The sequence below is a fragment of the Thermohahella caldifontis genome, from assembly GCF_041153465.1.
GTDB lineage: Bacteria > Pseudomonadota > Gammaproteobacteria > Pseudomonadales > Oleiphilaceae > Thermohahella > Thermohahella caldifontis.
In genome coordinates this window covers 1,417,095-1,442,431 of the sequence record NZ_CP154858.1, presented here as the reverse complement: position 1 = coordinate 1,442,431, position 25,337 = coordinate 1,417,095, and the positions used below count along the sequence as shown (strand labels likewise).

Below are 25,337 nucleotides of genomic sequence, written 5' to 3'. Positions count from 1 at the left end.
TTCCTGGGGCTTCGTTGCCGTATCCGGTGGCAGGCGCTAAAATCCGGGTGCCAAAATAAAGGAAATTCTCAACAGGGAGACGTTTTTCGTGGCAGATCTTGTTTTCGACTCATCCAGGCGACTTCTTGAATGGCCGGCTTTGGGCAAGTACTGGCGGGCTGTCAGCGGCCCGTATGGTCTTGGCCCGCTGCCAGCAGGGCTATATAAAGTCGCTCGGCAGCAGATTACCGAGTACACCTCAGCCATTGCCGAACCATTCAAGGACAGAACAGGTTACGGTTTTTTTCTGCCCATTACGCCCCTCTTTGACACTGACCGGGGAAAGACTGGCGGTCGCTTGGGAATTCATCCCGATGGGAACAAGCCCGGGACCTTGGGGTGTATTGGTATTACTGAGCCAGATACGTCGGGGTTTTACAATGCTATCAAGCTGACGCCAGCAACAGCAAAGCTGATATTGGAGGTCAGATGATGCGCTATCTGATCTTGTCAGTGCTGGTTCTCCTGACGGCATGTGCCAACACACCGGAAGTACCGCCTGTTATCCTGAATGCAGCGGATTGCCCCATGCGGTGGGCAACCAGTCGGGGCATGGGCGGAGTCTGTGCTTTTCCTGAACATGTCCGCTTTGTCTTTGTTGTTCTGAGTGATTCTCCTGAGTCGAGTGACTACAGGGAGCAGATCGGAAAGCTGCAGTCTTTTGACTTCGAAGATCAGCAGGTGATGCTGGTGCCGGGGTTTCGCAACGGTCAGCTCCGTGGTAGCTATCATCTTGCGACCGAAGTCGCCTCAGGGCTGCTGGGTAACGAGGATTTTGTTCTGCTGATTTATGACCCGAAAGGGCATTTGGTTGCCCGGTATACGAAACCGGCAGAGCCTGATCAGCTGGCTGCGCGGTTGCAGCCATAGGTGGCGCACGGCCGCGCGGTTTGCCGTGAGTCAACTGTGCACTGACCTTTGCATCTGAAAGCGTCTCTGTATGCGTAAAGCGGGTCAGCCCCGTGCGTCCGGGGCCCGGCTTTGCTAGCATACGCGCAAACACAAGGTGCATCATGTCGAAAATACACGTTCTGGATACCCGTCTTGCCAATCAGATTGCCGCCGGGGAGGTGGTGGAGCGGCCTGCATCCGTCATCAAGGAACTGGTGGAGAACGCGCTGGATGCCGGGGCGACTCAGATTGATATCGATATCGAGCAGGGCGGCATCAAGCTCATGCGGATACGGGACAACGGCTGCGGCATCGAAAAGGATGATCTGCCCCTGGCCCTCAGTCGCCATGCCACCAGCAAGATCCTGTCGCTGGAAGATCTGGAGGCCGTGGCCACACTGGGTTTCCGGGGCGAGGCGCTGGCCTCCATTGCCTCCGTTTCGCGTCTCACGCTGACCTCTCGTGCGGAAGGATCGGATGAAGCCTGGTCCATTGCCGTGGCCGGACGGGAAATGAAGCCGGAGCTCAGGCCTGCGGCGCATCAGGTCGGTACCACCGTGGAAGTGCGGGATCTGTTCTACAATACACCGGCAAGAAGAAAGTTCCTGCGGACCGAAAAAACCGAGTACGGGCATCTGGAGGAGGTGGTGAAGCGTCAGGCCCTGTCGCGTCCGCGCGTGGGGTTCACTTTGCGGCACAATGGCAAGGTGACGCTGCAGGTGCGGCAGGCCGGAAATGATGCCCTCCGTGCCCAGCGGATCGCCCAGCTGGTGGGACGGGGCTTCATGGAAGCGGCGCTGCCCATTGACGTGTCGGCATCCGGCATGATCCTGCAGGGTTGGGTGGCCCGGCCATCCTTTTCCAGGGCGCAGGCGGACATGCAGTATTTCTTCGTCAATGGCCGGGTGATCCGGGATAAACTCATCGCGCACGCCATCCGTCAGGCTTATCAGGACGTGCTCTACCATGGTCGTCATCCGGCGTTTGTGTTGTCGCTCGAGATTGACCCCGCGATTGTTGATGTCAATGTCCACCCCACCAAGCACGAAGTCCGGTTCCGGGAAGGGCGGCAGGTTCATGATTTTCTCTTCCGCTCGCTGCACCGGGCGCTGGCGGAAACCCGGGCCGGCCAGGTATCACCGGCAGATCAGGTCACGTATATCGATCCTGCGGTCCCGGCGATGGCATCTGCAGCGCCGGCTTCTGGCGCCAGTCCGGCGGCGCCGCCGCGCATCCAGACTGCGCTGCCCCTGAGAACCGAAAGGGGAGCGGGCTTCGGGCCGGCCCAGCAACAGGGTTTCGGTGCGCTTTATGGGGTCCGCGACCGGCAGGATGATCGTGGGGATGAGGGCGTCTCGGAAGCGCGGCCGCAGAGCTTCAGCAGTCCGCCAGCCCGGGTGGACGAAGCCGGCGGCAACGGCGCACAGGCAGACGTACCGCCGCTGGGTTATGCCATCGCCCAGCTGCACGGCATCTACATTCTTGCTCAGTCTGCGCGCGGGCTGATCGTGGTGGACATGCACGCCGCGCACGAACGCATCGTCTATGAACGCATGAAAACAGCCTGGCATCAGGAGGGTATCGTTTCCCAGCCGCTGCTGGTGCCGGTCAGTGTTCCCGTGTCCTTGCGCGCGGTGGAAGCCGCGGAGCAGGAGGCGGAGTTGCTGGCCACCCTCGGGCTGGACATTCAGCCTGCAGGTGATGAGTCGGTGATTGTTCGCAAGGTGCCTGCGGTGCTGGCCAACAGTGATGTGGCAGATCTGGCCCGTGCGGTGCTGGAAGAACTGGCCGAGCATGGTGCCAGTGGCGAAGTGGAAAACCGCATCAACACACTGCTGGGTACCATGGCCTGTCATGGCGCAGTCCGCGCCAATCGCCGGCTGACCGTGCCCGAGATGAACGCCTTGCTGCGGGATATGGAAGCCACCGAGCGTTCCGGACAATGCAATCATGGCCGGCCGACCTGGTTCGAGCTCAGTCTGGCCGAACTGGACAAACTGTTCATGCGGGGCCGTTGATGCAGCTGGCCGAACCTTGTGTCATCTTTCTCATGGGGCCAACCGCTTCGGGCAAGACTGATCTGGCAATCGCGCTCCACGATGCGCTGCCTTGTCGTCTGATCAGCGTGGACTCGGTCATGGTCTATCGCGGCATGGACATCGGCTCGGCCAAGCCCGAGCCGGAAGTGCTGGCGAGGGCGCCCCATGCCCTGATTGATATCCGTGATCCGGCTGTACCTTATTCGGCTGCCGAATTTCGCGAGGATGCGCTGGCCTGCATCCAGTCCGCACTGGATGCGGGGGAACTGCCCGTCCTGGTTGGCGGGACGGCCATGTATTTCAAGGCGCTGGCGCAGGGCATATCGGATCTCCCGCCGGCCGACGAGCGGGTGCGGGCCGCGATTGAAGCCGAGGCGGCGGAAAGGGGATGGCCGGCGCTTCATGCCGAGTTGGCCAGCGTGGATCCGGTCGCCGCAGCCGGGATGCACCCCAACAACCGGCAGCGCATTCAGCGGGCGCTTGAGGTCTATCGCCTGACCGGCAGGCCCCTCTCCGCATTCTGGGCCGATCAGGCCGGGCAGGCAGGTGGCCCGGCCTGGAAGCAGGACGCAACGCCGGGGCTGCCCTGGCCGGTTCTGAACCTGGCCATTGCGCCGGCCGACCGGGCGGCGCTGCACGCCCGTATTGCACAGAGGTTCGATCTCATGCTGGCAGCGGGCTTTGAGGACGAAGTGAGGCGGTTGCACGCACGGGGCGATCTGCATGCCGATCTGCCTTCCGTACGTGCGGTAGGCTACCGGCAGATGTGGGATTACGTCAGTGGCCTGACCACTCTGGAGGCGGCCAGGGAGAAGGGAATCGCTGCAACACGGCAACTGGCCCGGCGCCAACTGACCTGGCTGAGGCGCTGGCCGGACGTGCACTGGCTGGATACGGATGACGGAACGGAGAAAAATTACTACCGGGTAATCGAAATTCTTCGACAAACCGGTAAAATTGTATAAACACGTACTAGGTCAAATCGTGCTGGCCCGTTATACTATCTGGCTGAACGGCTTGGATTTCGTTTCCTGCACCTCATCTTTTGGTTAACCTCGATAATAAACAGGAGAATACTGATGTCAAAAGGGCACTCATTACAAGACCCTTACCTGAATGCGCTGCGTAAGGAACGCGTTCCCGTATCCATTTTTCTGGTCAACGGAATCAAGCTGCAAGGTCAGATTGAATCATTCGACCAATTTGTCATCCTGCTGAAGAATACGGTCAGCCAGATGGTGTACAAGCACGCGATCTCAACGGTTGTTCCGGCGCGCAATGTGCGCCTGCCCCAGCCCGGCCAGGCTGAAGATGAAGCCAGCGCAGGCTGACTGACAGGAAACACGCCTCAACTTGTTTGAACGTCCCGAAGGAGGTGAACGTGCCGTGCTCGTTCACCTCGACATGCAGGAAGACAAGGATCGCGAAGATCCCCGCGAATTTACCGAACTGGTGACTTCTGCCGGTGTGGAGCCTGTCGTGCTCATTACCGGCAGCCGGCGCATGCCCAGCCCGAGAACCTTTGTGGGCGAAGGCAAGGTGGAGGAAATTCGCGAGGCCATCGGTCTGCACGAGGCTGATGTGGTCATCTTCAATCATGCCCTCAGCCCCTCCCAGGAGCGCAATCTGGAGGGTGAGCTCAAGTGCCGCGTGCTGGATCGCATTGGCCTGATCCTCGACATTTTTGCCCAGCGTGCCCGGACCCACGAAGGCAAGCTGCAGGTGGAGCTGGCGCAGCTGGAGCACTTGTCCACCCGTCTGGTCCGTGGCTGGACACACCTGGAGCGGCAGAAAGGGGGGATCGGTCTGCGCGGGCCGGGGGAAACCCAGCTGGAAACGGACCGGCGACTGCTCAGGGAGCGCATCAAAACCCTGAACAAGCGGCTGGACAAGGTGCGCCGCCAGCGCGAGCAGGGCCGTCGTGCCCGCAAGCGTGCGGATGTACCGACCGTCTCGCTGGTGGGGTATACCAACGCCGGCAAATCGACGCTGTTCAATGCGCTCACCTCCGCCGATGTCTATGCGGCCAATCAGCTCTTTGCGACCCTTGACCCCACACTCCGCCGTCTGGAAGTGGAGAATGTGGGGCCGGTGATCTTTGCCGATACGGTCGGCTTCATCCGTCACCTGCCTCACAAGCTGGTCGATGCCTTCCGCGCAACGCTCGAGGAAACGGTCAGTGCCTCGCTACTGCTGCACGTGATCGATGCGGCCGATCCCCGCCGGCGGGACAACATCGAGCAGGTCAATAGCGTGCTCGAGGAAATTGACGCCCATGACGTGCCGGTATTGATGGTCTACAACAAGACGGATCTGCTGGAAGATTTCGGCGGTCCGCGGATTGACCGGGACGAAGCCGGGCGGGCCTCACGTGTCTGGGTGTCCGCCAGAACCGGCGAAGGGCTGGATCTGCTCGCACGGGCGATTCAGGAGCGGCTGGCCGTGGCAACCTTTGAAGGCTGGCTGCGACTGCCGCCGTCGCATGCACGGTTTCGTGCCAGATTGCATGAAGCGCGGGCAATTCTTACTGAAAATTATGGTGAACAGGGCGAATACCTGTTGCATGTCCGCCTGCCTCTGGCAGACTGGAACCAGATTCTGCGCCAGCAGGCCGTCGATCCGGCGGAATTCCTGCTGGACGGTTGTCCTCCTGTGGTGGGCGGCCTAGACTAGCACTCATTCCGGAAAACTGAGAAAAACGAAAAAGGGGAGTCTTATGGCTTGGGATGGACCAGGCAAGAACGATCAGGATCCATGGGGTGGCGGGCGTCGTAACGATGGACCGCCCGATCTGGATGAAGTCATTCGCAAGGCGCTGAACAAGCTCGGCGGCCTGTTTGGCGGCGGCAAGGGCAATGGCAGCAGCGGCGGTGGCAACAACGCTGCGGCAGGCGGCATCGGCGCACTCATCGTGATCCTGCTTGTCATACTGCTGGGCTACAACTCGGTCTACAGGGTGGATGCCACCGAGCAGGCCGTGGTATTGCGGCTGGGCAAGTACCTCAATACGGTAGGTCCGGGTCTGCGCTTTCGCATTCCCATCGTGGACAAGGTGATCATTGAAGACGTCACGTCCGTCAAGACCCAGAAGAAAAAGGGCCACATGCTGACCGAAGACGAGAACATCGTCGATATTGATCTGACGGTTCAGTATCTCATTCGCGATCTCAAGCAGTACGCCCTGCATATCCGTGACCCTCAGGGGACGCTCGTCTTTGCCATTGACAGTGCGCTGCGCCATGAAGTGGGGAGCACGGAAATGGATCAGGTGCTGACCGAAGGGCGCGAGATTCTCGCCGCCAAGGTCAAGCAGCGGCTGCAGGAATATCTTGATTTTTATGGCGCCGGTATCGAAGTGCGTCAGGTGAACATCAATGATGCACAGCCGCCGCGTGCCGTACAGGCCGCGTTCGAGGATGTTCAGCGCGCCAAGGAGGACGAGCAGCGGGTGGTGAACGAAGCCGAAGCGTATCGCAACAAGATCGTGCCCGAGGCCCGTGGTCAGGCCCAGCGTGTGAAGGAAGAGGCCAACGGTTACAAGGCTGCCGTGATTGCCCGCGCCGAAGGTCAGGTGTCGCGTTTCCTGAAAGTGCTGGCTGTTTACAAGACTGCGCCCGATGTCACCCGTGAGCGTCTCTACATTGACACGATGGAAACCGTGCTCTCTCGCACCAGCAAGGTGCTGGTGGACCAGAAGCAGGGCAACAGCCTGATCTATCTGCCGCTGGACAAGCTCCGTTCGGGCAGTACCGATGCCGGACAAACCAATCCGGGACGTATTCAGGGCGATTCATCCGATGTCCTGCAACAACCGGTGCGTAACCTTGAATCCGGTGCAAGCCGGCTGCTGAGACGAGGAGGCTGAACATGAGTAATCGACTGACAGGTATTTTGCTCGGGCTGCTCGTGATTGCTTTGGTCACCAGCCAGATCATCTATGTGGTGCCGGAAACTCACCGTGCCGTGAAGCTGCGCTTTGGTGAACTGGTGGAAGACAACATTCAGCCCGGACTTCACCTGCGGGTGCCGGTGATGCACGAGATTCTGCAGTTCGACGTACGCGTGCTGGCCATGGATTTCCCCACCAAGACCTATCTCACCAACGAGAAGAAGCCGCTGGCCGTGGATGCCTACAGCACCTGGCAGATCGTGGACGTGGCCAAGTACTATCGCACCACCACCGGTGACGAGCGCAAGGCCATGCTGCTGCTGGAATCGCGCATCGACAATGGTCTGCGTGACCAGTTCGGCAAGCGCACCATGCATGAGGTCATTGCCGGCCAGCGCGAAGAGCTGATGGAAGAGCTGACCACCAGCATGGACCGCATTGCCCAGGCTGACTTCGGGATCAAGATTCTGGATATCCGGGTGAAGGCGATTGATCTGCCGCCCAAGGTCAGTGACTCGGTCTACCGCCGGATGGAATCCGAACGGCGCAAGCAGGCTCAGGAGCATCGCTCCAAGGGTGAGCAGCTGGCAGAAGGTATCCGTGCGGATGCGGATCGCCAGGCGCGCATCATCATCGCCGAAGCCACCCGGGATGCGGAAAAGATTCGCGGTGAAGGGGATGCCATCGCGGCACAGATTTACGCCGATGCGTTCAATCAGGACAAGGAGTTCTACCGCTTCTACCGTTCACTGAGTGCCTATGAGAATGCCTTCAGCAGCAAGGATGACCTGCTGGTGCTCGAACCGGACAGCGACTTCCTGCGCTATCTGAAGAACAACGGCGGCAAATAAACATTTGGATCGGTCACAAGCCGTGATAGAATCCTTCAACCGGGGCCCGACCCCGGTTTTTTATGTGTGCAGCCCGACTGCAACCCAGACAGAGGTTGATGAATGAAAGACACGGCCCTGAATGCAGCGGCCTCCGAAAGGTGGATGTTGCCGGAAGGTATCGAGGAGGTCCTGCCACCCGCCGCCTGGCAACTGGAGGACCTGCGCCAGCGTCTTCTGGATCAGTACCGGCATAATGGTTACGAGCTGATTGTGCCTCCGCTTGCGGAATTTCTGGAATCCCTGCTCACCGGGACCGGGCGCGACCTGGATCTCAAGACATTCAAGATCACGGATCAGCTCAGCGGCCGCATGATGGGCATCCGTGCCGACATGACGCCCCAGGTGGCCCGTATTGATGCGCGCCAGCCCGCTAGTGGTGTACGGCGCTACTGTTACATCGGCACGACACTGCTGACGCGCCCCAAGACCGTGAACGGCAGCCGGGCACCGGTGCAGGTGGGGTGCGAACTCTTTGGCAGCGCCGCGCTGGAGGCGGATCTGGAAATCATCCGCATGATGCTGGTTTCACTGGCGATCTGTGGCACCCCCGCGACCCATCTCGAACTCGGGCACATGGGAGTTTACCGTGCCGTTCTGGCTCAGCCCGGTATTCCGGAAAGCCTGCGACAGGATCTGTTTGATGCCCTCAAGCGACGGGCCATACCGGAAATCGACAGGCTTGCCGCAGAGCTGCCTGAGCACCTGGCGAAACAGGTGTGTGCACTGCCACGGCTTTCCGGCGGGCCTGAAGTGCTGGATGAAGCGGCGGCGCTGCTTTCGGGCACCGGGCTTGAAGCGGTGCTGAATGTGCTGCGCCGGGTGGCCACCGAGGTTCAGCGCATGGCACCGGAAGTGGCCCTGCATGTGGATCTTGGCGAGATGCGCGGCTACGCCTATCACACGGGACTGACCTTTTCCGCCTATCGCAAGGGACTGGGTGTTGCACTGGCGCAGGGCGGACGTTACGACGGTGTGGGTGCCAGTTTCGGCAATGCAAGGCCGGCGACCGGATTCAGCATGGACATGCGCGTGATTCTGTCCCTGCTCAGCATCAGGCCAGCTACACCCAGTGCTGTCCTCGCGCCAGCCGAAGAGGATCCGGAGCTGGACGCACTGATAGCCGGTTTGCGTGAGACCGAAGTGGTCATTCGCCGTTTGCCGGGAGACCGGCCCGAGGATTACGCCGCACGATGCGACAGACAGATTGTGCGCCAGGGGGATGCCTGGTGTGTACAACCGTTTTCCACTTCCCCTTAATTTTCAGAGAGCATAGATCATGGGCAAAAATGTAGTGGTTCTGGGCACCCAGTGGGGTGACGAGGGCAAGGGCAAGATTGTTGACCTGCTGACCGAGAAGGCCACCTGTGTCGTGCGCTATCAGGGCGGGCACAATGCCGGTCACACGCTGGTCATCGGGGACAAGAAGACCGTTCTCCATCTCATCCCCAGCGGCATCCTGCGTGAAACCGTATCCTGCTTCATCGGCAACGGTGTGGTGGTGTCTCCTGAGGCGCTGCTGAAGGAAATCCGCATGCTGGAGGAGAACGGCGTCTCCATCCGTGATCGCCTGTTCATCAGTGAGGCATGCCCGCTGATTCTGCCGTACCACATCGCGCTGGACCAGGTGCGGGAGGCGCGTCGTGGCAATGCCAAGATCGGCACCACCGGGCGCGGAATCGGTCCGGCCTATGAAGACAAGGTGGCACGCCGTGGCGTCCGTCTGGGTGATCTGGCCCGCCCGGCGCAGTTTGCGGACAAGTTGCGCGAGATCATGGATTACCACAACTTCGTGCTGACCGGCTACTATGGCGCAGAGGCCCTGGATGTTGAAGCGGTGCTTGACGAAGCCCTGAAGCAGGCCGAAGAGTTGCTGCCCATGATGTCGGACGTGACCCGCATGCTCCATGCACGCCGCAAGGCCGGGGAAGACATCCTGTTCGAAGGCGCCCAGGGTTCCATGCTCGACATCGACCTGGGGACCTACCCCTATGTGACCTCCTCCAACACCACCGCAGGCGGCACGGCGACCGGCTCCGGCTTCGGCCCCCTGTATCTGGACTACGTGCTGGGTATCACCAAGGCCTATACCACACGTGTAGGTTCTGGACCGTTCCCGACTGAACTGTTTGATGAGGTCGGCAAGCATCTGGCCAAGGCAGGTAATGAGTTTGGTGCCACCACGGGCCGCCCCCGCGCTGTGGCTGGTTTGACGCCGTGGCGTTGCGCTACGCCATTCAGATCAACAGTGTGTCCGGTATCTGCATGACCAAGCTCGACGTGCTGGATGGTCTGGAGACGGTCAAGGTCTGTGTGGGTTACAAGGATGAGCAGGGTAGCACCCTGGATCATCCGCCTGCCGGCGCCGAGGGTTTCGAGGCCGTAACCCCCGTTTACGAGGAACTGCCCGGCTGGTCAGAGTCCACCTTTGGCGTCAAGCGCCTCGAGGACTTGCCGGAAAATGCGCGCAACTACCTGAAGTTTGTTGAAGAGCAGATCGGTGCGCCCATCGACATCATTTCCACCGGCCCGGAGCGTACGGAGACCATCATCCTGCGTCATCCCTTCGACAACTAGTCGGTCAGTCTGTTCCGGAAGGAAGTCGGGCAGCCTTGACCACCAGTGGCCAGCGAACGGTGCGAACCGCTTCCGCTGGCCAGATCGGCTCCAACGCTTCCCTGATGTGATATAGCGGATTTTCACCCCGGTCTGCTCGGTAGGCGATGGCTGCGGACCAACTGTCCAGATAGTCCAGAAACTGGTCCCGTGTCCATTGGCAGCTCATGGTGAAGCGTGGCGATGGTACCGGCTCCAGGAGGGCGGGGAATGCCGGATAGCCGGCCAGCAAGTCGTTCCTTTCCGGGGCCCAGTAGGGACCCAGCAGTTCATCGTGGTACCAGCGCACCCGTTCGTCCACTGCATCATCCACGCGGGCCAGTACATAGCCCAAGATGACGACCGCACCACCGGGCCTGAGAATACGCAACAGTTCCTGCTCCACTGCCTGGCCATCAAACCAGTGCCAGGCCTGTGCGACTGTCACCAGATCAACACTGTGATCCTTCAATGGCAGCGTTTCGGCCCTGCAGCGCAGATAGCGGACCCGATCATGAGGTCTGGCATGGGCAAGCTGAGCCGGACTCACATCACAGCCGGTCACCTGATCAAAGTATCCGGCCAGAGCCAGGGCGGCCTGCCCGTTGCCGGTTGCCAGATCCAGTGCATGCTGTCGCAGGGTCGGCAGGCCGGCGGCATAGCGAATCAGGGTATCCGGATAGTCCGGGCGTGCGCGTGCATAGCCTGCTGCGACCGGATTGAAGAGGGGGAGACATCAGTGGCCATGGCGGCCCCCTGGATTAAAGATCCTGATAGACAGTATAGAAGGTTTTGTTGGGGAGGATGCCTTTCAGACGCAGCCAGTTCTCATCCATTTCCCAGACAATGGACCGGGCGCCGGTCAGTTCCAGTGCTTTCTGTTGTGCCACGGCCTGTGCCTGAGCGAAGCGGCGGCGTGCCACGGATAGCGTGGCTTCGTCCGGTGTACCGGACAGTTCCGGAAAGAGCACGGGCAGCAGGGTATCCAGTGAGACCGGATAGCGGGACAGACGACCTGACAGGGTGCTCATGACCAACTGGTCACCCTCCTGTTTCAGGAGCCGGAACGAATACGGAAACTGGCTGAGCCTGGGATCGTCACGGATTTCAGCGTTCACCTGAACCAGTGCGATGCGATCCTGAAGTATCCAGGCGACGAAAAGCACCGCCGTCAGCATGACCAGCAGGAAGTGTTTGATGTCGGACAGGTAAGGAGAAGTTTTCACGTATGCTTTGCGTGCAACAGGGCTGTATTTGGCCAGAGTTGCGAGTAGTATAGCGGAAAATGACCCGGGCAACAGTGTCACCACAAGGAAAAATCATGAGCAAGCGAACCTATGACATCGTCGTTTTCGGCGCCACGGGCTTCACCGGTGAGCTGGTGGCGGCTTACCTGGCCGAAGCCATGAAACGGGAGCCCGTGCGCTGGGCCATTGCCGGCCGCAATGCGGAAAAGCTGGCGCGTGTGCACAAGCGGCTGCAGTCCGTGAATCCGGATGTTCGTGATCAGGTGGGCATGATTGTCGCCGACAGCAGGACCCCGGAAAGCCTGAAGAAGATGGCCGCACAGACCCGGGTGGTCCTGACCACCGTAGGCCCCTATATCCTGCACGGGGAACCGCTGGTTGCGGCCTGTGTGGAAGCGGGTACCGACTACGCCGATCTCACCGGCGAGCCCGAGTTCGTGACCCGGATGCAGGACCGGTACGGGGAAGCGGCTGAAGCCGGCAAGTTACGTATCGTCAACTGCTGCGGTTTTGACAGCATTCCCCATGATTTCGGTGCCTGGTTCACGGCGCGTCAGCTCACCGAGGGGCTGTCGCCGGCCGAGCGTGAGAAACTGTCCATCACCATCGAGGGATTTGTCCGTGCATCCGGTACCTTCTCCGGTGGGACCTGGCACTCGGCGATTCATGCTTTCTCCCGTGCCCGGGAGTTCATGAAGTATACCCCCAAACGCCGACGCGATGCTGCCGGCCGCAAGGTGGGTTCCGTGCCCATGAAACTGGAATTCCAAAAGGAACTGGGTGTCTGGGGTGTGCCGTTTCCGACCATTGACCCCCAAGTGGTGAAGCGTACGGCACGGGTGATGCCCGAATTCGGTGGCGAATTCCGTTACGGGCACTATGTGCAGGTCAAAAAGCTGCCGCGTGTGCTGATGGGAGTGGCTGCGGTAGGGGGCATCTTTACGCTGGCTCAGTTCCGCTGGACGCGTGACTGGTTGCTTCAGCTCAAGCACCAGGGGGAGGGCCCGTCACCGGCGGAACGGGCCCGGGGTTGGTTCCGGGTGGACTTTCTGGCCCATGACTCGACCGGTCGCAGGCTGCACACGCGGGTGAGCGGCGGAGATCCGGGGTATGGGGAAACCTCCCGGATGCTGGCGGAAACGGGATTGTGCCTGGCACTGGACCGCAGGCGGTTGCCGCGCCACTATGGCGTCATTACCCCGGTGGCGGCGACGGGCAAGCCCATGCTGGAGCGTCTGCAACGCATGGGTATCCGGTTCGAGGTGCTTTCGGACAGCCGCGCGGCGTCCGGGGAACAGGCCAGCGCGGCCTGATGGCGTGGATTCAGGGCTTCGCAACGGTGGGGCCCTGAGGCGGGCGTCGGGTCTGGCTCAGTCTCAGACCGGCAAACAGCAGGGCACCCCCCACGTAATGGGCCGGCAGCAGGGATTCGCCAAGGAAAGGTACGGCCAGTGCAGCCGCCAGCAGTGGCGTCACATAGCTGAACATGGCGGCAACTCCCGGGCCGGCCACCGCCACCCCGTAATTCCAGAATGCATAGGCCAGCAAGGACGGAAAAATGGCCACATATCCCAGTGCCATCAGGTTGGCAGGCGTCAGCGCAAAGGGGCCTGTCCGGCTCAGTTCCCACAGGTAGAAAGGCAGAATCTGGAGCAGCCCGAAGGCCACCAGAACGGCCAGCAAATCCAGGTGGGGCAGGGGCATCGGCCATTTCTTGAGCAGCACCGAGTAGAGCGACCAGGACAGCATGGCCAGCGCCATGATGAGATCGCCCCGGTTGAATGACAGTGACAGTACCCTGGCCAGTTCACCCTCCGTGATGACAACCAGCACACCGGCAAATCCCAGCACAATGGCCAGGGATTCCCGGACACTCAACCGGTGGCCCAGCAGCAGGGTTGCACAGAGCACCGTGGCCAGAGGCATGAGCGTGTTCACCAGCGTGATGTTGATGGCGGTCGTATGCTGGGCGGCGAGATAGAGCAGGGAGTTGAACGCGGCCACGCTGGTCAGCGACAGAATCCAGATCTGCAGCATGTGCCGGCGGATGAATGCCCTGTGCCGTTGCCATGCACGCACCATCCAGGGCAGCATCAGCAGTCCGCACAATGCCCAGCGCCAGAAAGACAGCGCCAGTGGCGGAATGCTGTCGTGAACGGCGCGGGCGACCAGGGCATTGCCGCCCCAGAACAGCGAGGTGCCGGCCAGTCCGGCCAGTGCCAGCCAGTGGTGTTTGCGGTCGGTCATGATGGATGGAAATGCCTGATTGAAAGCGGCACTATAACACAAGGCAGGCTGGGTCCAAGAGGCAGACTAACGTGGAAAGTATGCAAGCTGAGGTAATCATCGTCGGGGCGGGTGCCGTAGGCCTGTCGATCGGCCTGGCCTGCGCCCGCCAAGGGCTGCAGACCATTGTCCTGGAGCGCCACGGGAGACCGGGAGAGGAGCTGTCCTCGCGCAACAGTGAAGTGATTCATGCAGGGCTTTATTATCCACCCGGTTCACTCAAGGCCCGGATGTGCGTGCGGGGGCGGCACCTGCTCGGCACGTTCCTGCGCACGTGGCAGGTGCCCCATCAGTGGCTAGGCAAGTACGTAGTGGCCAGAGATGAGCGCGGAGAAAGCACCCTGACTCGCCTGCTTGAGAACGCCCGGGACAATGGTGTCGAGGGACTGGCCCTGCTGAATCGGGCCGCCATTCGCTCGGCTTGTCCGGTGCTGAACGCCCGCGCAGCCCTCTGGAGTCCGGTCACCGGTATTCTGGATTCGGCGGCCTTCATCCGGGCCCTCGGGCAAGCCCTTGCCGAGGCGGGTGGAGTGCTGGCCTGTGCCCACCGGGTCGAAGCCATGGATGCAGGCAGCCGTGTGCTGAAGGTGCGCGGCCCGGACCAGCGCGTGTTCGAGGTCAGGGCCGAACGTATCGTGCTGGCCAATGGTCTGGGCCTGCCGGCATTGCTATCCGCCACCACCGGCCTGGCTCGTGATTATGGGGTCACGTATGCCTGGGCCAAGGGGCATTACTTCAGCTATCAGGGCGCCGTGCCTTTCCGTCATCTCATTTATCCGCTGCCGGCTGAAGGGGGGCTGGGGATTCATCTGACGCTGGACCTCAGTGGTGCTGCACGCTTCGGTCCCGATGTGGACTGGGTGGACAGGCCGGACTGGCAGGCAGACCCGGCGCGCAAGCCCGCCTTCGTCGAGGCCATCCGCAGCTGGTGGCCTGAAGTGGATCCGCGGCGACTTCAGCCTGCGTGGGCCGGTGTCCGCCCCAAGCTTGAACGGTCATCTGCCTTCATGGATTTCCGGATTGACGATCAGCGTGCGCATGGGGTGCCCGGCCTCTGGATTCTGGCCGGCATTGAATCCCCGGGCCTGACCGCGGCGCTGGCACTGGGCGAGCACGTCGCCGCATCTCTGTCCTCAGCCTGACGCGCGCGCCAGCACGATGACGCTGACCTCCTCCGTCCCCGCGGCACGCAGCGTCCCGGCCAGACTGCAGAGCGTGGCACCTGTCGTCATCACATCGTCCACCAGAATGACGTGCCGGGGCGGCATGCCGATCAGCCGGAAGGCCCCTCGCAGGTTCTGCTGTCGTGCCGCGGCCCCCAGACGGGCCTGCTGGGCGGTGGCCTGACTGCGGACCACCAGGTCGGTTCTGCAGGGCAGGGACAATGCACGACTCAGGGTGCGTGCCAGCAGCTCGGCCTGATTGTAACCCCGCTCGCTCAGGCGGTTCCGATGCAGGGGTACCGGGATCAGGACAGCGCCGGCAAGGGTTGACAGCAAGGCCGCCGGTATCCGTCCGAGGCCCGCCCATGCCAGGGATTCGAGCCAGAAGGGCTGGCGCCGGAACTTGGCCCGTACGATGAGTCCATCGACCGGAAAGCGATAGGCAAACAGAGGCAAGGTGCGGTCCAGCACTTCCCCCCGGTCCAGACAGCGGGTGCAGGGCAGGTTGGCCAGCGTCCAGTTGGGATCCGCACACCGGCAGCAACCGGTTGCGGGGGAGGCAGATCCGCCCGGCAACTGCTGCAGAACCCCGGCATGTCGGAAGGCTCGGCACACAAGGGGCAGCGGGGAGCGGGCAGGAGGCTGTTAACCTTTAGTTTGATCCAGGTTGACAGCGGGTGTCCGTGGTTTATCATGCGTTCAATCCCTGAACAAAAAATGCCGTATCCATTATACAGGAAGCCCCCATGAATGACGCCGCCCACCCGCTGATCCGCCATGACTGGACCCTGCAGGAAGTCCGTGAACTGCTGGAACTGCCCTTCAATGATCTGATCTTCCGGGCACAACAGGTGCACCGGCAGTTTTTCGATGCGAACGAGGTACAGGTCAGTACCCTGCTGTCCATCAAGACCGGGGCCTGTCCCGAAGACTGCAAGTACTGCCCCCAGAGCGGTCATTACAACACCGGGCTCGAAAAGGAAAAGCTGCTCGAGATTGACAAGGTGGTCCGGCACGCGGAGCAGGCCCGGGAAAAGGGCGCAACACGGTTCTGCATGGGGGCGGCGTGGCGCAGCCCGCGGGACAAGGACATGCCCTATGTGATCGAGATGGTGCGTCGCGTCAAGGCGCTGGGGCTGGAAACCTGCATGACACTGGGCATGCTGGACGAGTCTCAGGCCCGGGCACTGGCTGCCGCCGGGCTGGACTACTACAACCACAACCTGGATACCTCCGAACAATACTACAGCCAGATCATTACCACCCGGACCTATGAAGACCGGTTGCGCACGCTGGACAATGTCCGCAAGGCGGGCATGAAGGTCTGTTGTGGCGGCATTCTGGGCATGGGCGAGGCGGTGGAGGATCGGGCGGCCATGCTGGTTCAGCTGGCCAATCTGCCCGAACACCCGGAAAGCGTGCCCGTCAACATGCTGGTCAAGGTCCGTGGTACACCCCTTGAAGATGCCGAAGAGCTGGACCCGTTCGACTTTGTGCGCATCATTGCCGTGGCGCGGATCATGATGCCGGCCTCTCACGTGCGCCTGTCCGCCGGTCGGGAGAAAATGAACGATCAGATGCAGGCCCTGTGCTTCCTGGCGGGTGCCAACTCCATTTTCTACGGCGAGAAATTGCTGACGACCGACAACCCGGACACCGACCATGATCGGAACCTGTTCCGCCGCCTGGGTATCCGGCCCGAGCGCCACGAGACCTGTCGCAGCGCGCTGGAGCGGGACGGGGAAAAGCTGATGCGGGCAGCCGGGAAAGTTGCCGAGCGTCATCAGCCCTTCTACGATGCGGCAGGGTCTGCATGACGTCAAGCTGGCGGAACTGGCTGGAGGCGCGGGTCGCCGAGCGTGCCGGGGAAGGGTTGCTGCGTCAGCGGCTCACTGTTGAAAGCCCGCAGGGGCGGGAAGTCACCGTGGCCGGACGCACCTGCCTGCAGTTCTGCAGCAATGACTACCTCGGACTGGCGGCTTCGGCCGAACTGGCCGAGGCCTTCACCCGGGGGGTGGAAGACTGGGGCGTGGGTGCCGGTGCTTCCCACCTGGTCAATGGCCACCTGCTGCCCCATGAACAGCTGGAGCGTGAGTTTGCCGAGTTTGCCGGCCGTGATGGCGCCCTGCTGTTCAGCGCGGGATACATGGCCAACCTGGGCGTGATCGACGCCTTGGCAGACCGGCAGACGGAGATTTTTGAGGATCGCCTCAACCATGCGTCGCTGCTCGACGGTGCGCGCCTCAGTGGTGCCCGGCTGAAGCGGTATCGCCATGGCGATCCGGAACATCTGGATACGCTGCTCGCATCTTCGGCGGCCCCCCGCAAGCTGGTGGTGACGGACGGCGTGTTCAGCATGGATGGCGATCTCGCCCCCTTGCCTGATCTGGTCCGGATCTGCCAGAAGCATGATGCCCTGCTGATGGTGGATGATGCCCACGGTATCGGTGTCCTGGGTGCCGGAGGACGCGGCACGCTTGAAGTCTTCGGGCTGGATCAGGAGCAGGTACCGGTGCTGGTCGCCACTTTCGGGAAAGCTCTGGGCGTGGCGGGTGCCATCGTCAGCGGGCCGGACTGGCTGATCCGTGCGCTGGAGCAGTTTGCACGTACCAGCATCTATACCACTGCGCAACCGCCCGCGCTGGCCGAAGCCACACGGGCCGCCCTGAAAATGGTGCGTGAAGGACATGCCCTGCGCATGCAGGTACAGATGCTGGTCGCCCGGTTCCGTGCCGGATGCGAGAACCTGGGGCTGCCCCTCATGGACAGTCAGACCCCCATCCAGCCTCTGCTGACCGGTGATGCGGCGCGAACGCTGGAGGCCTCGCGCCGGCTGCTTGAGGCGGGTATTCTGGTCACGGCCATTCGACCCCCCACGGTGCCGGCAAGGCAGGGTCGTCTGCGCTTTACCTTCAGCGCCGCCCATCGCCTGTCCGACGTGGATCATTTGCTCCGGGTTCTGGAACGGGAGCTGGTACCCTGGCTATGAAGGTGCTGTTTTATGGCGGCTGGGCGGTGCTGCAGCCTCTGCTTCGCAGTATCTGGGAGCGTGCCTTGCCCGAAGCCTGGCAAGTACGCTGGGTAGCACTGGATGGCGTTTCGCGAACCGGGCCCGCCGGTGACATGCCCTTTGACCTGGTGGCGGGCTGGTCGTTGGGGGGGCAGGAGGCCGTTCGGCTCGCTGCGGCCCATGGCTGCCCCGTCGTGACTCTGGGCAGCGGTCCCCGTTTCGTTGTTGCGGGCAACGCACAGCGTCAGGCATGGCTGGCGGCCTTTTGTCGTGACTTCCGTCAATCTCCGGAGAAAACTCTGCGCCGGTTTGCACTGTTGCTGGCGCAGGGTGCGGGGCATTCCCGCGAGGCGTTACGTGAGATCCAGGCCGGCCTGACGGACGGTCTGGCCGAGCGCATGGCCGGTCTGTCCGCCGGATTGCAGGCACTGGCAGAGCAGGATCTGACCGCTGAATGGGCGGCCACGTCGTCCCGCCGGCTCAGTATCGTGTTCGGGCAGGATGCCGTGTTCCCCTGTGAAGCACCGGATGCCGCCACAGTGATACTGCCCGGCGGACACCTGCCGGATGCGGATCAGTGCCGGCGCATACGCACTCTTCTGGAGACGCACCATGGCCATTGACAGCGCCAGCATTGCCGAGGCCTTCAGCGAAGCCGCTACCCGCTATGATGACGTGGCGGCCGTGCAACGCTGGGCCGCGCAACAGTTGCTGGCTCGCATGAGTCCTGTCTCGGGGCGTTATCTGGATGCGGGCTGCGGAACCGGCTGGCTGGCCTGCGAGCTGGCGCGGCGGGGCGCCCGGCTGCTGGCGCTGGATCTGGCACCCGGGATGCTGAAGGCAGCACAACGCCGGCCCGGCGCTGAAGCGGTGCAGTGGCTGCAGGGCGACATGCGGGATCTGCCGGTGGGCAGTGGTCAGCTGGACGGGGTGGTGAGCAATTTTGCCTTGCAATGGTTGCCGGATCCTCTGCCTTTCTTCCGGGAGGTCCGGCGCGTCCTCAGACCCGGTGGCCGGCTTTTCGCCACCACGCTGTTGCCGGGGACATTGCAGGAAATGGCAGAGGCCTGGGCCGAAGCCGATCCGGGTGGGGTACACGTCAACCGTTTCGTCCCTCATGAAGAGGTGCTGGCCGCGCTGAAGACCGCCGGCTTGTCGCTACGCCATCAGACGGCCTGCGTCCGCACCTGTCACTTTGCGTCAGCAGCCGAGGCTGCACGATCCATCAAGGATGTGGGCGCACACAACATGAATCCCGGCCGGCGCAGCAGCCTGACCGGCATCCGGCGGTTTCGCCGTTTTCTGGAGGCCTGGGAGGCATGCCGGACACCCGAGGGGGTACCCCAGAGCTGGCACGTTCTCTTTCTGGAGGCTCAGGCATGAATACACAGGTCTGTTTTGTGACCGCAACGGATACGGACGCCGGCAAGACCGTGGTGTCATCAGCGTTGCTGCACCGCGGCATGATGCAGGGGAAAACGACGCTGGGGCTGAAACCGGTCGCGGCGGGCGCCAGCCGGACGCCAGACGGTCTCCGGAACGAGGATGCCTGCTCCCTGATGGAAGCGTCGACCGTCAAGCTGCCTTACGCACAGGTCAATCCGGTCTGCCTCGAACCGGCCGTTGCACCCCACATTGCCGCAGCCCGGGCGGGACTGGATATCCCGGTGGACAAGCTGGCAACAGCCGTCGCACGGACACTGGACACCGTAAAACCCGACCTGGCGCTGGTGGAAGGTGCCGGGGGGTGGCGTGTGCCGCTGAATGACCGGGAAGATCTGTCCGCGCTGGCCATTCGCCTGCAACTGCCGGTCATTCTCGTCGTGAATCTGCGGCTCGGCTGCCTGAGTGTCGCACGCCTCACGGCAGAAGCCATTGTCCGGGACGGCGGGGTACTGGCTGGCTGGATCGGTAATCACAGTACCCCGGACGTGATGAGCGAGGAACAGGCCAATCTCGACACGCTGGTCCGTGTGCTGCCTGCGCCCTGCCTCGGGGTGCTCCCCTTTACCCCGTCACCCATGGCCCGGCTGGATGATCTCGCCGGCTGTCTGCGCTGGCCCGGTGAAGCGTGATCCCGGTAGCAGATCGGGGTCGGGCCGGACGGATTTGATTGAAAAATGAACAGCGACTGCGGTAAAATCAAACTGAATCCGTCTGTATTGAAGGTGTGACGTGATCAACTCCGTACTGTCCCAGGGCATCCAGGGCGTGAACCGAGGGATGCAGGGCATGGCCCGGGCGGCCGAACGGGTGGCCGAAGCCGGCCTGCCGGCAGAACGCACGGGTGAAGTGCCTGTGTCGGCAGGTGGTGCGCCTGATGTGATGACCGACCTCACCGCCGGACTGGTGGAGCTCAGGCTGTACTCCGTGCAGGTTGAGGCCTCGGCCAAGGTGGTGAAAACCGCTGACCAGACGCTGGGTACACTTCTGGATGTGAAAGCCTGAGGGTCGCCATGCAGATCAGCGGACAGATGCCCGTGGTTCCCGTGCTGACCCCGGATGTCAGCACGGCCAAGGCGCCAGCTTCGGCTGTGGCGCCTGAGGCCCTTGTGTCCACGCTCGCGCCTGCACAGCCACTGGAAGCCGCAGCGGTCACCGGCTCGGCCACTCAGTCTCCGCTTGTTTATGCCCGTCCGCGCGTCCGGCAATCCATGGATGAAGGCGTTGAACAGCGCGGCAACCAGCCGGCATCCGATACCGGTCGGTCACGGGCAGGAACCGGTGGGAATGAAGCCGCGGGTGCTCCGCCCGCTGATCAGGACGGGGCGGCTGCGAAGAAGGCGGATCAGTCCCCGGGCGCGAATCCTTCGCGGCCGGACGCCGGATCCGCTCCGGCATCCGGGGCGCCGGATGCGGGCGGCAAGGCTGATCCGGCTGTCCTGGCTCAGATTCGTCGGCTCAGCCAGATTGATCAGCAGGTCAAGCAGCATGAACAGGCCCACGCCTCCGTGGGCGGACAGCTGGCGGGTGCGCCTTCCTTTGATTTCGAAACCGGACCGGATGGCCGTCGTTACGCGGTGGCGGGTGAGGTGCCCATTGATGCTTCTCCCGTGCCCGGGAATCCGGAAGCCACCCTCCGCAAGATGGAGCAGGTGCGCCGGGCGGCCCTGGCACCGGCCGATCCGTCACCCCAGGACAGGCTGGTTGCCGCCAAGGCCACCCAGGCCATGCTGCAGGCCCGTGCAGAGATGCTGGCACAGCAGCGCGAACGCATGCGTGAAGCCGGTGCGACCGGTGACAACCGGAATCCGCGACAGCGTCAGACCGCGCTTGATACCTACCGTCAGCTCAATGAATCCGGTGCGCCCTCCTCAATACCCGCCGTTCCGGATCTCGCCGAACTGATCGGCTGAAATGTGACACCGCCAACGTAAAATTTTGCACGCCCGCGTCGTATTCGCTTGACAAAAAAAACGGGCAAACGTATGTTTCAAACACCTGTTTGAGAAAAATACATTCCGGCCGAGACACGGTACCTGCCCTGCAAACGGGTTTGGGAGCGGCCACCGCAGATTGAGAGGTGAGTGAAATGCCTGAATACAAAGCGCCCCTTCGCGATATTCGTTTCGTCATGAATGAATTGCTGGATGCCGAAACGCACTACAGCAAGCTGCCCTGCGCCGAAGTGGCGACCCCGGACATGGTGGATGCCATCATTCAGGAAGGTGCCAAGTTCTGTGAGCAGGTACTGTCTCCCCTGAACCCGGTGGGTGACAAGGAGGGCTGCAAGCTGCTGGAAAACGGCGAAGTCAAGACGCCGACCGGTTTCAAGGAAGCCTACCAGCAGTATGTCGAGGGCGGCTGGCCTTCCATGGCGGCGCCGGAAGAGTTTGGCGGGCAGGGACTGCCCAGCTCGCTGGCCCTGGTCATGAGCGAAATGGTGGGGACGGCCAACTGGTCCTGGGGCATGTATCCGGGGCTGAGCCACGGTGCCCTGGCAACACTGGAATCTCATGGCACCGATGAGCAGAAGGCCACCTATCTGCCCAAGCTGGTCAGCGGTGAATGGACGGGCACCATGTGTCTGACCGAGCCGCAGGCAGGTTCCGATCTGGGGCTGGTACGCACGAAGGCCGAACCGAACGCAGACGGCTCCTACAACATCTCCGGTACCAAGATCTTCATCTCTTCCGGCGAGCATGACATGGCCGAGAACATCATTCACCTGGTACTGGCCCGCCTGCCGGACGCGCCGGCTGGCACCAAGGGTATCTCCCTGTTCATCGTGCCGAAGTTCCTGGTCAACGAAGACGGTTCGCTGGGTGAGCGCAACAAGGTCACTTGCGGTGCCCTCGAGCACAAGATGGGTATCCATGGCAACTCCACCTGCGTCATGAACTTCGATGGCGCCAAGGGTTACCTGATCGGGCCCGAAAACAAGGGTCTGGCCTGCATGTTCACCTTCATGAACTTTGCCCGCTTGGGTACCGCCATTCAGGGCGTCGGCGCAGCCGAACTGGCCTTCCAGGGCGCTATCCGCTATGCCCGCGAGCGTCTGGCCATGCGTTCCCTGAGTGGTCCGAAGAACCCGAACGGCCCAGCGGATCCCATTATCGTTCATCCGGATGTTCGCCGCATGCTGCTTACCGCCAAGGCCTTTGCGGAAGGCGGTCGTGCCATGATTTACTTCACCGGTCTGCAGGGCGACATCGTCCATCAGTCCGACGATCAGGAAGCCGTGAAGGAAGCCGAGGAAATCATGAGCTTCATGACGCCGATCCTGAAGGCCTTCCTGACGGAAGTCGGCTACGAAGCCGCCAACCTGGGCATGCAGGTCTATGGTGGTCATGGCTTCATCACCGAGTGGGGCATGGAGCAGATCGTGCGTGACACCCGCATTTCGCTCATGTACGAAGGCACCACCGGTATTCAGGCACTCGACCTGCTGGGCCGCAAGGTGCTCATGACCCAGGGTGAGTCCCTGAAGCGCTTCACCAAGCAGGTCCACCTGTTCTGCAAGGAGCACGCCGACAACGAGCAGATGAAGGAGTTCGTCGAGCCGCTGGCGAAACTGAACAAGGAGTGGGGCGAGCTGACCATGAAGATCGGCATGGCGGCCATGAAGAACCGCGACGAAGTGGGTGCGGCCTCCGTGGACTACCTCATGTACTCCGGTTACGTCACCATGGCCTACTTCTGGGCCCGCATGGCGCTGGTGGCACAGCAGAAGCTGGCCGAAGGCACGACCGAGGAAGGCTTCTACACCGCCAAGGTGCAGACTGCACGCTTCTACTTCAAACGTCTCCTGCCGCGGACCCGTGCACATGCCGAAGCGATGCTCGCCGGTGCGGGCACCCTGATGGACATGGCCGAAGACAACTTCTTCATTGTCTGATCCGGCATCTCCCGAAGCCCGCTCCGGCGGGCTTTTTGCCGCTTGCGGCAGGCAGAAAAATAATGGTTTATCACATTTCGGTACAGAGGATAACAGAACATGGCTGAGTACAAGGCACCGTTGCGTGACATGAGCTTCGTCCTGAACGAAGTATTTGATGCGCCTTCACTGTGGGCACGACTGCCCGCCCTGAGCGAGCGCGTGGACCCGGAAACTGCGGACGCGATTCTCGAAGAAGCCGGCAAGCTGTCCAGCAAGGTTCTGGATCCCCTGAACCGCACTGGTGACGAGGAAGGCTGTCACTGGGATAACGGTGTGGTGACCACGCCCAAGGGCTTCCCGGAAGCGTACCAGACCTTCATGGAAGGCGGCTGGTGTGGTATCGGCGGCAATCCCGAATTCGGTGGCATGGGCATGCCGAAGATGATCGGCGCCCAGATCGAGGAAATGATTCAGTCTGCCAACATTTCCTTCGGCCTCTACCCGATGCTGACTGCCGGTGCGGCCCTGGCCCTGGACAGCCACGGCACTCAGGAGCTCAAGGAGAAGTATCTGCCCAACATGTACTCCGGTGTCTGGGCCGGCTCCATGTGTCTGACCGAGCCGCACTCCGGTACGGACCTGGGGATCATCCGGACCAAGGCCGAGCCGAATGCGGACGGCTCCTACAGCATCACCGGCACCAAGATCTTCATTACCGGTGGTGAACACGACCTGACCGAGAACATCATTCACCTGGTACTGGCGAAGCTGCCGGACGCACCGGCCGGCTCCAAGGGCATTTCCCTGTTCCTGGTACCCAAGGTACTGGTCAATGACGATGGTTCGCTGGGAGAGCGCAATGCTGTCAGCTGTGGTTCCATCGAGCACAAGATGGGCATCAAGGCCTCGGCGACCTGTGTCATGAACTTTGACGGCGCCAAGGGCTGGATGGTTGGTGAGCCCAACCGCGGTCTGGCCGCCATGTTCACCATGATGAACTATGAGCGCCTGGGGGTTGGCGTACAGGGTCTGGCGGCGGCGGAGCGTTCCTTCCAGAACGCCATCGAGTATGCCCGCGAGCGTCTGCAGAGTCGTGCGCCGACGGGGCCGAAGTGTCCGGACAAGGTTGCCGATCCGATTATCGTCCATCCGGACGTGCGTCGCATGCTGCTGACCATGAAGGCCAACATCGAGGCGGCTCGTGCCTTCTCCTCCTGGGTGGCCATGCACCTTGACCTGTCCAAGTACAGTGATGACGAGGAAGAGCGCAAGCGTTCCGACGCGCTGGTTGCCCTCATGACGCCGGTCTGCAAGGCCTACCTGACCGACCGCGGACTGGAAGCCTGCGTCCTGGGGCAGCAGGTTTTCGGCGGTCACGGCTACATCCGTGAGTGGGGTCAGGAGCAATTGGTCCGGGATGTGCGCATCTCGCAGATCTACGAAGGCACCAATGGTATCCAGGCACTGGACCTCATGGGTCGCAAGGTTGCGGCCAATGGTGGTCGTTACTACGCCATCTTCGAGCAGGAAGTCCGTGACTTCATGGCCGGCCAGCAGGGCAATCCGGCGCTGGCCGCACTGCTCGGACCGCTGGGCGAAGCGCTGGACAACCTGACCGAAGCCACCCGCTTCGTGCTGGACAATGCGGCACAGGACGGCAACCTGGTCGGCGCCGCTTCCGCGGACTATCTGGAACTGTTCGGGCTGGTATCCTTCGCCTACATGTGGGCCCGCATGGTGGCCGTGGCGGCAGCCAAGGCAGAAGGCGATACGTCCGGCTTCTACGACGCCAAGATCAAGACGGCGCAGTTCTTCTACGACCGTCTGCTGCCCAAGCGCACAGCACTGCTGTCGGCCATCAAGTCCGGCAGTGCCTCCATGATGGCGATGGAAGACGAGCAGTTCAGCCTCCAGTACTGATCGCGTTCCGGGCATCACCTCAAAAAACCCGCACGTTTCTGTGCGGGT

At 61.9% G+C, this 25,337-nt stretch carries 24 protein-coding genes and 1 pseudogene; 21 read left to right on the top strand and 4 right to left on the bottom strand.

Annotated features, from left to right (window positions below; genetic code table 11):
• The first annotated feature begins 88 nt into the window (after positions 1-88).
• The 10 genes and pseudogenes from AAIA72_RS07120 to AAIA72_RS07075 all read left to right on the top strand — a co-directional run bounded on the left by AAIA72_RS07120 (position 89) and on the right by AAIA72_RS07075 (position 10,325).
• Positions 89-472, top strand: a complete 384-nt coding sequence (locus AAIA72_RS07120) for a hypothetical protein (protein ID WP_369602709.1) — start codon at positions 89-91, stop codon at positions 470-472.
• Positions 469-909 (top strand): hypothetical protein, encoded by a 441-nt coding sequence (locus AAIA72_RS07115; protein ID WP_369602708.1) that lies wholly within the window; start codon positions 469-471, stop codon positions 907-909. The genes AAIA72_RS07120 and AAIA72_RS07115 overlap by 4 nt, the downstream gene beginning before the upstream one ends.
• 143 nt (positions 910-1,052) lie before the next feature.
• Positions 1,053-2,948, top strand: a complete 1,896-nt coding sequence (mutL, locus tag AAIA72_RS07110) for a DNA mismatch repair endonuclease MutL (RefSeq protein ID WP_369602707.1) — start codon at positions 1,053-1,055, stop codon at positions 2,946-2,948.
• Positions 2,948-3,934, top strand: coding sequence for a tRNA (adenosine(37)-N6)-dimethylallyltransferase MiaA (gene miaA, locus AAIA72_RS07105; RefSeq protein ID WP_369602706.1), 987 nt, complete (start codon positions 2,948-2,950; stop codon positions 3,932-3,934). The genes mutL and miaA overlap by 1 nt, the downstream gene beginning before the upstream one ends.
• Before the next feature lie 114 nt (positions 3,935-4,048).
• Positions 4,049-4,300, top strand: a complete 252-nt coding sequence (gene hfq, locus AAIA72_RS07100; RefSeq protein WP_369602705.1) for an RNA chaperone Hfq — start codon at positions 4,049-4,051, stop codon at positions 4,298-4,300.
• A gap of 22 nt (positions 4,301-4,322) precedes the next feature.
• Positions 4,323-5,642, top strand: a complete 1,320-nt coding sequence (gene hflX, locus AAIA72_RS07095) for a ribosome rescue GTPase HflX (protein ID WP_369602704.1) — start codon at positions 4,323-4,325, stop codon at positions 5,640-5,642.
• A 43-nt stretch (positions 5,643-5,685) separates the two neighbouring features.
• The gene (gene hflK / locus AAIA72_RS07090; RefSeq protein WP_369602703.1) at positions 5,686-6,834 is read left to right on the top strand and encodes an FtsH protease activity modulator HflK; all 1,149 of its coding nucleotides are present in this window, start codon (positions 5,686-5,688) and stop codon (positions 6,832-6,834) included.
• 2 nt (positions 6,835-6,836) lie between these two features.
• Positions 6,837-7,709 (top strand): protease modulator HflC, encoded by an 873-nt coding sequence (hflC, locus tag AAIA72_RS07085; RefSeq protein WP_369602702.1) that lies wholly within the window; start codon positions 6,837-6,839, stop codon positions 7,707-7,709.
• Positions 7,710-7,811: 102 nt separating this feature from the next.
• On the top strand, positions 7,812-9,008 hold the full coding sequence (locus AAIA72_RS07080; RefSeq protein WP_369602701.1) for an ATP phosphoribosyltransferase regulatory subunit: 1,197 nt from the start codon (positions 7,812-7,814) through the stop codon (positions 9,006-9,008).
• Positions 9,009-9,027: 19 nt separating this feature from the next.
• Positions 9,028-10,325 (top strand): annotated as a pseudogene (locus tag AAIA72_RS07075) (adenylosuccinate synthase).
• 4 nt (positions 10,326-10,329) lie between these two features.
• Here AAIA72_RS07075 and AAIA72_RS07070 read toward each other — a convergent pair.
• Both AAIA72_RS07070 and AAIA72_RS07065 read right to left on the bottom strand, forming a co-directional pair.
• The gene (locus AAIA72_RS07070) at positions 10,330-10,968 is read right to left on the bottom strand and encodes a class I SAM-dependent methyltransferase (RefSeq protein ID WP_369602980.1); all 639 of its coding nucleotides are present in this window, start codon (positions 10,966-10,968) and stop codon (positions 10,330-10,332) included.
• Between the two features lie 136 nt (positions 10,969-11,104).
• Complete coding sequence (locus AAIA72_RS07065; protein ID WP_369602700.1) at positions 11,105-11,569, bottom strand: hypothetical protein; 465 nt, start codon at positions 11,567-11,569, stop codon at positions 11,105-11,107.
• Between the two features lie 95 nt (positions 11,570-11,664).
• Between AAIA72_RS07065 and AAIA72_RS07060 the strand changes: the two genes are divergently transcribed.
• Positions 11,665-12,903, top strand: a complete 1,239-nt coding sequence (locus AAIA72_RS07060; protein WP_369602699.1) for a trans-acting enoyl reductase family protein — start codon at positions 11,665-11,667, stop codon at positions 12,901-12,903.
• 10 nt (positions 12,904-12,913) lie between these two features.
• Here the strand turns inward: AAIA72_RS07060 and AAIA72_RS07055 are convergent, their stop codons facing one another.
• Positions 12,914-13,837, bottom strand: coding sequence for a DMT family transporter (locus tag AAIA72_RS07055; RefSeq protein WP_369602698.1), 924 nt, complete (start codon positions 13,835-13,837; stop codon positions 12,914-12,916).
• Between the two features lie 80 nt (positions 13,838-13,917).
• Between AAIA72_RS07055 and AAIA72_RS07050 the strand changes: the two genes are divergently transcribed.
• Positions 13,918-15,018, top strand: a complete 1,101-nt coding sequence (locus AAIA72_RS07050; RefSeq protein ID WP_369602697.1) for an NAD(P)/FAD-dependent oxidoreductase — start codon at positions 13,918-13,920, stop codon at positions 15,016-15,018.
• On the opposite strand, the gene AAIA72_RS07045 is transcribed toward AAIA72_RS07050, so the two are convergent.
• Complete coding sequence (locus AAIA72_RS07045; protein WP_369602696.1) at positions 15,010-15,615, bottom strand: ComF family protein; 606 nt, start codon at positions 15,613-15,615, stop codon at positions 15,010-15,012. The two genes, AAIA72_RS07050 and AAIA72_RS07045, sit on opposite strands and share 9 nt — an antisense overlap.
• 170 nt (positions 15,616-15,785) lie before the next feature.
• Here AAIA72_RS07045 and bioB point away from each other — a divergent pair, with 170 nt between their 5' ends.
• From bioB to AAIA72_RS07000, 9 genes are all read left to right on the top strand, one after another.
• Positions 15,786-16,856, top strand: a complete 1,071-nt coding sequence (gene bioB / locus AAIA72_RS07040) for a biotin synthase BioB (RefSeq protein ID WP_369602695.1) — start codon at positions 15,786-15,788, stop codon at positions 16,854-16,856.
• Positions 16,853-18,028 carry an 8-amino-7-oxononanoate synthase gene (gene bioF / locus AAIA72_RS07035; protein WP_369602694.1) on the top strand — a complete coding sequence of 392 codons (1,176 nt, stop codon included), beginning with the start codon at positions 16,853-16,855 and terminating at the stop codon, positions 18,026-18,028. Before bioB ends, bioF begins: the two co-directional genes overlap by 4 nt.
• Positions 18,025-18,672: a hypothetical protein gene (locus AAIA72_RS07030; RefSeq protein ID WP_369602693.1), complete on the top strand. Its 648-nt coding sequence runs from the start codon at positions 18,025-18,027 to the stop codon at positions 18,670-18,672. Before bioF ends, AAIA72_RS07030 begins: the two co-directional genes overlap by 4 nt.
• Complete coding sequence (locus tag AAIA72_RS07025) at positions 18,662-19,432, top strand: methyltransferase domain-containing protein (RefSeq protein WP_369602692.1); 771 nt, start codon at positions 18,662-18,664, stop codon at positions 19,430-19,432. Before AAIA72_RS07030 ends, AAIA72_RS07025 begins: the two co-directional genes overlap by 11 nt.
• Positions 19,429-20,124 carry a dethiobiotin synthase gene (gene bioD, locus AAIA72_RS07020; RefSeq protein ID WP_369602691.1) on the top strand — a complete coding sequence of 232 codons (696 nt, stop codon included), beginning with the start codon at positions 19,429-19,431 and terminating at the stop codon, positions 20,122-20,124. The genes AAIA72_RS07025 and bioD overlap by 4 nt, the downstream gene beginning before the upstream one ends.
• Before the next feature lie 100 nt (positions 20,125-20,224).
• Positions 20,225-20,497 carry a flagellar biosynthesis protein FlgE gene (locus tag AAIA72_RS07015; protein ID WP_369602690.1) on the top strand — a complete coding sequence of 91 codons (273 nt, stop codon included), beginning with the start codon at positions 20,225-20,227 and terminating at the stop codon, positions 20,495-20,497.
• Positions 20,498-20,505: 8 nt separating this feature from the next.
• On the top strand, positions 20,506-21,405 hold the full coding sequence (locus AAIA72_RS07010; protein WP_369602689.1) for a putative metalloprotease CJM1_0395 family protein: 900 nt from the start codon (positions 20,506-20,508) through the stop codon (positions 21,403-21,405).
• A gap of 176 nt (positions 21,406-21,581) precedes the next feature.
• Positions 21,582-23,387, top strand: a complete 1,806-nt coding sequence (locus tag AAIA72_RS07005; RefSeq protein WP_369602688.1) for an acyl-CoA dehydrogenase C-terminal domain-containing protein — start codon at positions 21,582-21,584, stop codon at positions 23,385-23,387.
• Between the two features lie 99 nt (positions 23,388-23,486).
• Positions 23,487-25,289, top strand: a complete 1,803-nt coding sequence (locus AAIA72_RS07000) for an acyl-CoA dehydrogenase C-terminal domain-containing protein (RefSeq protein WP_369602687.1) — start codon at positions 23,487-23,489, stop codon at positions 25,287-25,289.
• Positions 25,290-25,337: the final 48 nt, after the last annotated feature.